Raw genomic sequence first — 10,566 nt, 5'->3', positions numbered from 1 at the left:
TTGAATAATCTAAGTAACTTACCGCTGCTTGACCAACGATTAAAACGTTTGAAAATAGAGTTTGAATGACCAAAACAGCAAGGAATATCTCGCCACGGACAGCCTGTTCTAATTCTATAGAGAATAGCTTCAATAAAATTGCGTAAATTTGAGTTGTGGTGAATGGATAAATTACGCAGAATAACTTTCAACTTTTGCCAGTGTTGATCTGTCAGCATGGTACGAGGCATAGCGAATAGTAAAATTGGGTTTGGCGATTTGATTTTACTACTTCGCTATTTTTTTAAACTAAAAGTGTCAACACACCCTAATAAAATCTTTGTCCTGTCTCATATTAAAAAAGCCCTAAAATTAGGGCTTTTTTAATGGGATCAGAATCGCCAGTTATAGAACAAGTCAATCGCACGCTCTAAAGACTGACTCGCTTCCAGATACAGGCGCTGATTTACCTGATAACGTAAAGTCAGCTTATTCACCGGTGTAAATACTCCAACTCCATAACGAAGATATAAATCAGGCGTAATATAACCAGTCACAGAAACCTGGGTATCATCTCCTGTACCTTGGGCATCCAGAGCTAGACCAGTTAAGCCAAAACTGCGCCCGATCTGGTTGGTCAGTGCGCGGGTGCCACCCAAGCCCAGACTAATCCCCGCAGCAGCGATCGTATTATTCACATCGGATCTAAATCCTTCAGCCTGGCTTAAACCAGATACACCTTCATTGACACGGCCGGTAATCAAGGCATTCAAGGCTTCCTGTTCTGACAGGCCTGCATCATTATAAATCTGAATACTTGGACTCGATGCAGTCCCTGTTACGCGCACTCCAACTGTACTACCCTGAACCGATTTATTGGCATCAATGTCCAGTGTCGGATTGGTAAGTTCACCATTAAAACGTGCGATAGCACGATTCAGGTCCAGACTTTGACCATAGGCTTCGATTTTCACCCGCTGTGATACCCCGATTGCACCATTGGCACGCATTGCGGTTTCCAGCCCCCGCTGTGACAGATTGACTCGACCCAAGAGTGGAATACGACTGTCAAAGCCCTGAAAGATCACCTGATTCCCTAAAGAAACGGCGACATCTGCCCGGATATCCCAAGGACGTGCAGACTTCAAGATCGCCAGCTGATCATCACCTTCACGCACGACACGTACATCTGAAGATAAACCAACTACAGGTTCTGAGGCTTCAGGCATTGAAATCAGCGCACGCGGTACATCGACTGTGCCACTCAAACTCAGTTTTTTATTAAATGGATACATGTCCAAAGTCAAATCAGGTGTCACTACAGCGGTAATTAATGGGGCCTGACGAATCAACAGATTATCACCTTGCAGTTTTAACTGCACTCGCGGATCACCTTTCCAGTCGACCGATCCGGTTAATTTACCCACACCACGACCACTGTTAAATGCGCCATTGATACTGGCAGAATTCTGACGTATGGATGAATACAGTTGTACATTGGTCAGATTCACCGGCAAGGAGATCATGCTAATCGAAGCATCTTTAACCCGAACCTCACCTTCAAGCAAAGGATCTGTTAAAGTTCCGCTAATTTTTCCGGCATAAGATAATATCCCGTCCAGATTACGGATGTCCTGAATAAATGGCTTAAAGACCTTGAGCTGTACCTGGTTAAAGGCAATTTCGCCACGCATCGGTTTACTGTCACGATATGGATCAATGATGACATTGGCATAGCCGGTTCCGATATCCGGGGTTTTAACGTCCAGACGAAGTTGCAAGCCATCTGTCACGCTTTTTGCGACCAACCCGACTTCATCATATTTGAGTGTAGAACCCAAATAATCCGGATCTTCAGAAGATAGGCCTACCACACCATTACGCGTCACCAGACGTGCGTCAATTTTAGGTTTAGCACCTTGCGCCCAGGCAGCCTTGGCATAACCATTGACTTTCCCTGTCAACGCCAATCCATCAGGCAGGAATGCACTGAAATCTTCCAGATCAAGGTTTTGGGTAATAAAAGAGGCACTGCCACGGGTTTTGTTGACCCTAATCGGCTGATCAAAACACAACTGGCTTTGCTGACTCATCCAGCAATGAGCACCAACAAACAGATCCGATTGAGCAGTGTTATAAATCACTGCTGCATTTTGACGTTGCACCAGACGGGCACGTAAAGAGTCGAAATCACCTTTTTGAATCTGACCCAGCCAGTTATTTTGGGCATTAAAGCCACCGGCGAGCTGCACAAAGAATTTTGACAGGCGGTTTTCTGCCTGCACTTTGAGAATGTGCGCAGCACGGGTACCGGCCAATGATATCTCACCGCGTACAATCTCGCGTGAACCACTACGCAGGCGATCCATCGTTGCAGTCAATAAAGTTGGTGTGCTTTGCGATGTTGGCAACTGTCCACGAACACGAACTTTCTGCACGCTAAACAGGTTTTTAAAGGCAAAATTGTCGATAGACAGGTTGGCTGAAGCCTGCAATCGTGGCTGTGCCTGCATATTGATATAGCCCTGCGCACGACCTCTTAAGCCTGGATACAATTCAAACAGAGCCGGCGCATTGACTTTCAGTTGGAGATTTTGTGCATTACCGGTCGCCTGAATCTGGTTGCTGGCATAAGACAGGAACAAGTTATTGGCTTCAAACTGCTGTGGTACAAAACCGCGCTGGTTCGAATTAATGATGACCGATAAATTACCCGTGCCACGTACCGGTTTGTTATTCAGCATACCGGCCAGATTTAAGCGTTGAATCTGAATGCGTTTTAAGGCATCTGACCACACCCCTTGGGTTTGCACATTGCCTGACAATTCGCCTTTCAGTTTGGCATTAAAATATTGCGGCTTAAAGCGGATTAAGGATGCGTTGATATCCCAGCCAATGCCATTCGCCAGATTGACCAGACCGCTGGCATTAATCTTGCCAGCCACACCATCATGTCGGAATTCATTTATCTTCAACATGTCCGGGGTACCTGAAACGCGCAGTTTTAGCAGACCCTGACTGGCTTTAAGCTGGCTGGCGTTTAAAGCACCATCATAATTGATCGCATACCCTCTAAAACCGCCGCCCGCTTTTTCATTATGGAATAACAAGGCAATGGTACTGTTACCGGTCAAACGTACAGTTTCATTCTGCTCTGCCAGTCGCCCGGTCAGGTCGACACTGTTCAGTTTAATAATCTGCTGATTCGGTTGCGCATAACCATTGGCTTTAACCTGGCCATTCAAACGATCTACCGGTGAAGCTGCGGCAATACTTTGGGTATTTAAATTTTTAGCATTTAATATCGCGGTCCATTTTAACTGACGTTTTTCCTGTGGCAGTTCAATCCGTGCATTACCGCTTAAGCTGCCTGCCTGTGCATTGGCGCTGTAATTAAAGCTCGGGACATTCAGGATATTCTTGTTCAGATTGAGTTTGGCCTGATACATGCCTGCAGGTAAAAGACCCTCTTCATGCTGCTCAACTTTGGTCGCCACATGAATATTCTGCTGACCTTCGACCAATGCCAATTTGACATCGCCAGACTGACTACTGAGCCAGCCCACATAAGGTACGGCGCGATCAATATTTTTCCAGGCAACATCCAGTAGCATCGGTTGTATTTTATTGCCCTTGACCGGATTTTGATCCAGCTTCAGATTCCAGCTTTCATAGCGGTCAAAATCAACCAGTCCGGTAAGGTGCAGGCCATTTTCCAGATTACCCGCAGAAGCGATATTGGCATCCAGACTTGGCGGCAAGAAATCTTGTACGACTTGCGGAATGCGCTCATGTTTAGGATCAATCCCATTCAAACGCCCAGCCAAATCCCAGCTGACCCGGTCTTTCCAGCCCACTGTCCCGGCAAGGCTGACTGCGCCTTTCATCAACTGACCATTCAGATCGGTAATATTCAGCTGATTGACCAGATCGGTATACATCACCGCACTATACTGACCTTGCGGAATATTTTCCCCAATCAGGTCAGTCTGGACATTCAGATCTAGACGTTGGATATCACCATTGAACTCGGCAATGCCGTCTTTGGTAAACAGTTTCTGTTCGGCCAGAATAGGCCAGTGATAATCCTTGAACTTCAACTCGCCGCGCATCGGTACCTGAGGACGCATCGGATGCACGATAACCCAACCCGTTAATAAATCAGGTGTATTGGTCGCTACGCCAGCCTGAATCGTGTCCAGTGTTCCGCGTGCCCGCACCTGAATATCATGAATATTCAGGCTGTCTCTTAAGGAAGGCAGATTAACGATGCCCGTGGCATCTAGAGGATATTTGCCTTCAAACTGCATTTTACCCGTGGCTTCACGTACCGACAGATAGCCCATATCCATACGGGAATCTTCAAAATTTAATTCGGTGCCGGACCAGAGTGCCTCATTTAATTCAATATTATAGAAATCGACTGCATTGGTCTGGGTTTTAATCACCAGATGATCCAGCAGTAAATGATCAACGCGCAAAATAAAAGGCAAACGGATGGCATTAAACTTGAATGGTTCGCCCGTTGAAGGTCGCTTGTTAATAATTTGCAGATTGAGGACATCGGCTTCAGTCAGATGAATTTCTTTTTTGACAATCGCGCGCCAACCCAGTTTTACATCAGCACGATCAATTTTGACATCGACCGGTTTCAGGCTGACCAGCACATTTTTAAGAATAATCCCACGCCATAAATTACCGCCTTCATATTCATATTGAATAATTTGCTGGCGTTCTAGCACCTGATCCAGCAGGAATTTACTGCCCTGATTGGTCGAAAACAGTAGAGCCAACACAGACAGCAGAAAAATCAGCGAAAAAAGCACCGACAATAGGATGCTTCTGAATATACGGCGCTTTTTCGGCACAACGCTATCTTGTGGTTCTTGTTCTGGCTGTGGTTGGTTCTCGACCATGATCTACCCAAATAACTATTTTTTAAAATGATGTTTTATAACTGTGATCCAATAAAGAAATGTAAACGAATCGGATAATTGTCATCAGACAGTCCAGTCGCTACATCTATACGTATAGGCCCAATCGGTGAAGCCCAACGTACACCCACACCCGCGCCATATTCGGTCGGATTATTGAATTCTTTATTATAGGCATTTCCGGCATCTGCAAATACCGCAGCACGCCAACCTTCCTTGAACTGATAATTATATTCTAATGAAGCCACGCCCAAAGCCTGACCACCTACTTTAAAGCCCTCAATTTCAGGAGAAAGGCTCTTGTAGTCAAAACCACGGATACTCTGGTCACCACCAGTGAAATATCTCAGGTTATACGGTACCTTGGCAAAATTTTCAGTGAAAATATAGCCTGCATCGGCACGCCCCACAAACTGATGATCTGCATTTTCACCCAGTGAATAGATAAAACGCCAGCCTGCATTCACAATGGCCATATCCGCATCAGACAATAAAGCCTCGCTGCCCAGCTCAATTTTATAAGTCTGTTTGAAACCCTTGGTTGGGTTGACCCGACGATTGCTATCGGTACGTGACACTTCATAACCGACTAATAGCGATTGCTGTTCATCTTCGGTATTAAAGCGAAAAGCTTCAGGAATCTGGTTAAAGTCGACAGAACCATCCTGCTTCAAGCGATCCAGACGATAACGTGCGCCGAAAGTCCGTTGCCAGCTACCACGTGGATTTTTGATAATCCGGTCTGCACCTAAGACTGCCGATTCAATCAACAGGCCTTCACCCTGTGCGACACCTTCACGCTCTTCACGCTCATACCCCCCCACAATACTGACATAGTCATTCAGCGGATGGTGATAGGGAATGTTATAACGTCCATCAATGGATTGGCGGATACCTGATAGCTCCATGTTGGCATCAAACGAATGTCCACGCTTGTTCACAATGGCACGACGATATTGACCACGTAAACGGATATCGGTATCTGTGCCATAACCCAGACCCACTTCAGCACTGTTTAAACGGTCTGCATTTAAAGTCACAATCACTGGAATCTTTTTCTCTTCCCGTGCCTGTACTTTTAAACGATCCTGTTCATTCTCTTTGGTTTGCTGCTCAACCCGCAAAGTTCTTAAATTTGCACTTTCCTGATCGCGACTACCGGCAAACTGGTCTTCGTCCACAACATTCTGGGTCACTTCCTCAGAAGAGGATACCGAGCGAGCCGGTGGCGTCGTCGCAACCTGATCTTCAGCCCGTTGCTGTTCTTCAATCAGGCTTTGAATATCGGGTGCCAGTTCCAGCTCTTTATCAAGCGGATCGGGGCGAATCGCATCCACCAGGGTATAGTTGAAATAGCGTGAGTTGGTCAGGTTGTTGGCCAGGCTATTGACCCGCCAGAAGGTATAATCTGCACCATCTGTCCAGGTGACCAGACTTTCCAGTACGTCTCGGTCCAGCGGGAATTCCTTTTCAGGATCGCTCATTCTAAAATCGACATTGCCTAATTTATAACGGTCACCCGTTTCAAAACGCAGATTCACATCAGCGGTATTCTGTGGCTGGGCAATCTTCACATCATGCAGACGCCAGAATGAATCAAAATAACCGTTGTTATTGGCTGCATTATTGATTCGTTCTTTGGTCTTTTCATAATTGCCATGATTGAAAATATCGCCTTCTTCCTGTTCAGGCAAAAGACTGATGACCTGGAATTGTGGCTGTTCGGCGCCTTCTCCAGTAAATTCAATATTTTGAGTGCTGATCAGGACAGGTTCATTTGGGGTCACAAAAACCCGGACCCGACTGTCAGAGATTTTTTCAAATCTGAATTGGGCATTATAATAACCCACTGCCTGCGCTGCCTGTCTGGACAAGGTGCGTAATTGCGGCAAAGCCGAATTAAAGTCGCCAAAAGACTCCTGAGTAAAACTGGATAATTTGGCTTTGACATTATTTCTTAAATTCAGATGGCCTTCAGGTACATCTTTACGATTCAGCATACCGTTGCTTTGCGCCACACCTTGCCCATTTATGATCATCACATCTGCACTAATTCGAGGAACTCTTGCGGTCATGATCTGACGTGGAGGACGGATTTTATAAAATAGCCGTTTGAACAGATTCGGACGTTTATCATCCTCAGCAACCAACTGACCCGGCACTTCTGGCAAGGTCAATCCGGCTTCATTATTTTTTACAATAATCTGGCTGTCTGCCTGAATCGATTGCATCAACTGGTCGACATTGACCGGTGCCTGATTAATTTCCAGCAGTTCTTGCTGGCTGATATCAGCCACCACCGTTTCACTGGTCTGACTATTGCGATAGTTTTGTGCTTCCTGTTTGGCTTGCTCGGCTACCTGATAAATTTCATTGGCCATGTTCTGATCAATAGTCTGTACTGGCAGATCTTCCAGATCATCAAACTCGATCGGCGTAAATTCGCCCAGACCAGATCCTGCATTTTGCTGTTGTTCCAGCATCAACATGCTGTCAACTGATACTTCCGGCTCCAAGGCTTCTTCGATTTTTTCTTCTGCTTCAGTTTCAGACGTGGCCACCCCCTGACGAATCGCTTCTTTAGATAGCTCGTCCACCATTTCTGCCTGAGAAATGGCTACGGGTGTTTCTGGCTGTTCGGTTTGTGCCATGCTCTGATGGGATAACATCATAAAAAAGATGCTCATACACAGCTGCATACCACTATGCTGTGGTATGAGAGGCCCCATACTGCGATTTAGCATCGTTTTTTTAAAATTTTTCTTTGCAGGCATAGCAAACTCTAAACGAATACATTCTTTAATTGATTATTTGACCGAAAAATATAAGCTAAGGAACTTAATTAATTGGTTTTTACCTTTACATGGCAGAAAGTATCTTACATGATTTTTCCCAATGTTTACGCATCACTGACATTTCTTAATAAAACTTAATGTAGCACGTCCGATATGAACAAAAATGAACATTTGTTAGCTTCTCGGCGCTTTTTACCGATGTTTCTGACGCAGTTTTTTGGTGCATTAAACGATAATGTATTTAAACAGGCATTGCTGCTGGTGATCACTTATGGCTGGATTCAACAGCAATCCGCCAGCATCAGTACCTTGAATAATCTGGCGGCGTTACTGTTTATCCTGCCCTATTTTATTTTTTCAGCCACTGCCGGACAGATTGCCGACAAATACGAACGTTCACAGCTGATTCGCTATCTCAAGCTTCTGGAAATTGCCATTATGTTGCTGGGAACTGTCGGTTTCCTCATGGGCAATTTATGGATTCTGTTATTTGCCCTGTTCCTGATGGGCACCCATTCCACTTTCTTTGGCCCGATCAAATATGCGATTTTACCTGAAGTCCTGAAACCGAATGAACTGATGTCCGGCAATGCCCTGTTTCAGTCCGGAACTTCTCTGGCAATCCTATTCGGTATGATTCTGGGCGGTGCAGTCATTGCAGCTTCCGCCGGCAACCTGATGTGGATCAGTTTAACCATCATCAGCATCGCCTTGATTGGTTATATATCCAGTCGTTATATCCTGAAACAAAGCATTCCCGCACCTGAGCTGCAAGTCGACTGGAATTTTTTTCGCACCAGCTTGCAGACCTTGAAATATGCCAAAGGCTTACCTTTGGTTTTTACTATTTTACTGGGCAATTCATGGTACTGGTTTTATGGTGCAACCTATCTAACCCAAATTCCACAGCTGACCTTGCAAAATCTGCATGCCTCGGAAAATGTCGCCAGTCTATTGCTGACGTTCTTTTCTGTCGGAATCGGACTAGGGTCATATTTATGCCGAAAAATTGGTGGCAGTGAAGTCAATATCAAAATGGTGCCTTTTGGTGCGATTGGTCTGGTGATCTTTGCCCTGTATCTGGCCGCAAGTCTGGCCTTTGTGCCAGTACGTAGCGGCGAGTTAATCGGTCTGGCCGAAGTGTTTCAGCAAGGCTGGAGTTATTATCATGTCATGCTGGCTGTCACCTTGCTCGGCATTAGTGGTGGTTTTTATATTGTTCCGCTGTATGCCATGATGCAGGCGCATTCGCCTCGCTCACATCGTGCGCGGGTGGTTGCAGCAAATAACATTTTGAATGCCGTTTTCATGGTATCTTCTGCTATATTCTCGATTATTATTTTAAGTGTTTTAGAGCTTGATCTTAAAATACTTTTTTGTATTACCGCAGTATTAAGCGGCCTGTTTACTCTCTGGCTACTTTACCGGCTGAAACCAATGATCAAAACTGCAAAAGCGCCCTTGGAGGATTAATTCATGCGTCAATATACAGGTCTCGATAAACTGATTCACTCTTTTGACCAGGCATTACGCAGTCTAGTCCCGGGCACGACTTCGGCCCAACGTGAAAATCCGGCCCAACCGGTAGAAACACAGTTAACCGTCAGTGATGCACGTCATGTGGCAGGTTTAATGCGGGTCAATCATAGTGGTGAGGTTTGCGCACAGGCGCTGTACCATGGTCAGGCGATGACGGCGAAACTCCCGAATGTACGTCGCGAAATGGAACAGGCAGCGATTGAAGAACAGGATCATCTGGCTTGGTGTGAAAACCGCTTAAAAGAACTGGATAGCCATACCAGTCTGCTCAATCCGGTCTGGTACGGTCTTTCCTTCGGTATGGGTGCAATTGCCGGAATCGCAGGCGATAAATACAGTCTGGGTTTTGTGGCTGAAACAGAACGTCAAGTCAGCATGCATTTACAACATCATATTAGTCAGTTGCCACCGCAGGATGAACGTTCTCGTCGTATCTTGGAACAGATGAATGAAGATGAACTGCATCATCGGGATACAGCTTTAAACGCTGGCGGTGTAGATTTACCCGTTCCAGTCAAGATCGCCATGACCGGCATTTCCAAGTTGATGACCAAAACCAGTTATTTTATTTAAATAAGACGGTTTCAGTTTGAGCCCACTCATTTGTGGGCTTTTTAATATGTGTCAAATCTTGAGCGAGATAATAGTAACTCAAGGCATATAGCGATCTTATTACTTATAAGCTCTATAAAATAATAGAGAGTCCCCCACAGCATCCTTTAATCTTTTTTGCTCATTTCAGAAAGCAGGTCCAGCTGGATTTCCTGAATTTGCGCCAACCGTTCCCATTGATGCAGCAACAGATGATCTAATTTTTCATGCAAATGCTGAATTTCCAGTTCGGCTTTTAAGTTGATCTGATAATCATTTTGCGAACGTAAGCGGTCTTTGGCTTCCTGTCTGTTCTGGCTCATCATAATAATAGGTGCCTGAATCGCCGCGAGACAGGACAGAATTAAATTCAACAGAATAAATGGATAAGGATCGGCAGGTTGTGTCACCATCACCACAGTATTTATCGTAATCCACAGCCCCAAGAAGATTGCAAAACAAATCAAAAAAGTCCAGCTTCCACCAAAAGTTGCAATTTTATCGGCGAGCCTTTCTCCCAAGGTCCACTTTTGCTCTAAGGTCGTTTCCACATTTTTAGTGATCAGTTCATGCTGATGCATGCTATGAATCACTTCGAACTCAAGGTCAGTCACTTCACCCTTTTCCGAACTTAATAATGAATGTACATACTAGACTTCCTTCATAAATCATTTTTTAACCAATTTAATTGTTTATCTTTCACCCAATCTAAATTGTATATGCCAGCA

At 45.1% G+C, this 10,566-nt stretch carries 5 protein-coding genes and 1 pseudogene; 2 read left to right on the top strand and 4 right to left on the bottom strand.

Features of this window, described 5'->3' with window-relative positions:
* The 3 genes from MTX11_RS15740 to MTX11_RS15730 all read right to left on the bottom strand — a co-directional run.
* Positions 1-230, bottom strand: a 230-nt coding sequence (locus tag MTX11_RS15740) for a transposase (RefSeq protein ID WP_243474662.1), incomplete at its 3' end; no start/stop codon positions are given.
* Positions 231-371: 141 nt separating this feature from the next.
* Complete coding sequence (locus MTX11_RS15735) at positions 372-4,895, bottom strand: translocation/assembly module TamB domain-containing protein (protein ID WP_243475549.1); 4,524 nt, start codon at positions 4,893-4,895, stop codon at positions 372-374.
* A 35-nt stretch (positions 4,896-4,930) separates the two neighbouring features.
* Complete coding sequence (locus MTX11_RS15730; RefSeq protein ID WP_243475548.1) at positions 4,931-7,687, bottom strand: autotransporter assembly complex protein TamA; 2,757 nt, start codon at positions 7,685-7,687, stop codon at positions 4,931-4,933.
* A gap of 174 nt (positions 7,688-7,861) precedes the next feature.
* Between MTX11_RS15730 and MTX11_RS15725 the strand changes: the two genes are divergently transcribed.
* Both MTX11_RS15725 and coq7 read left to right on the top strand, forming a co-directional pair.
* Positions 7,862-9,181, top strand: coding sequence for an MFS transporter (locus MTX11_RS15725; protein ID WP_243475547.1), 1,320 nt, complete (start codon positions 7,862-7,864; stop codon positions 9,179-9,181).
* 3 nt (positions 9,182-9,184) lie between these two features.
* Complete coding sequence (coq7, locus tag MTX11_RS15720; protein WP_243475546.1) at positions 9,185-9,820, top strand: 2-polyprenyl-3-methyl-6-methoxy-1,4-benzoquinone monooxygenase; 636 nt, start codon at positions 9,185-9,187, stop codon at positions 9,818-9,820.
* 146 nt (positions 9,821-9,966) lie between these two features.
* On the opposite strand, the pseudogene MTX11_RS15715 reads toward coq7, so the two are convergent.
* Positions 9,967-10,488: pseudogene (locus MTX11_RS15715) on the bottom strand (DUF1003 domain-containing protein); the annotation flags it as partial.
* Between the last annotated feature and the right edge of the window lie 78 nt (positions 10,489-10,566).

The sequence above is a fragment of the Acinetobacter lwoffii genome (assembly GCF_022809915.1).
Lineage (GTDB): Bacteria > Pseudomonadota > Gammaproteobacteria > Pseudomonadales > Moraxellaceae > Acinetobacter > Acinetobacter lwoffii_M.
This window is presented reverse-complemented; position numbering and strand designations above follow the sequence as displayed.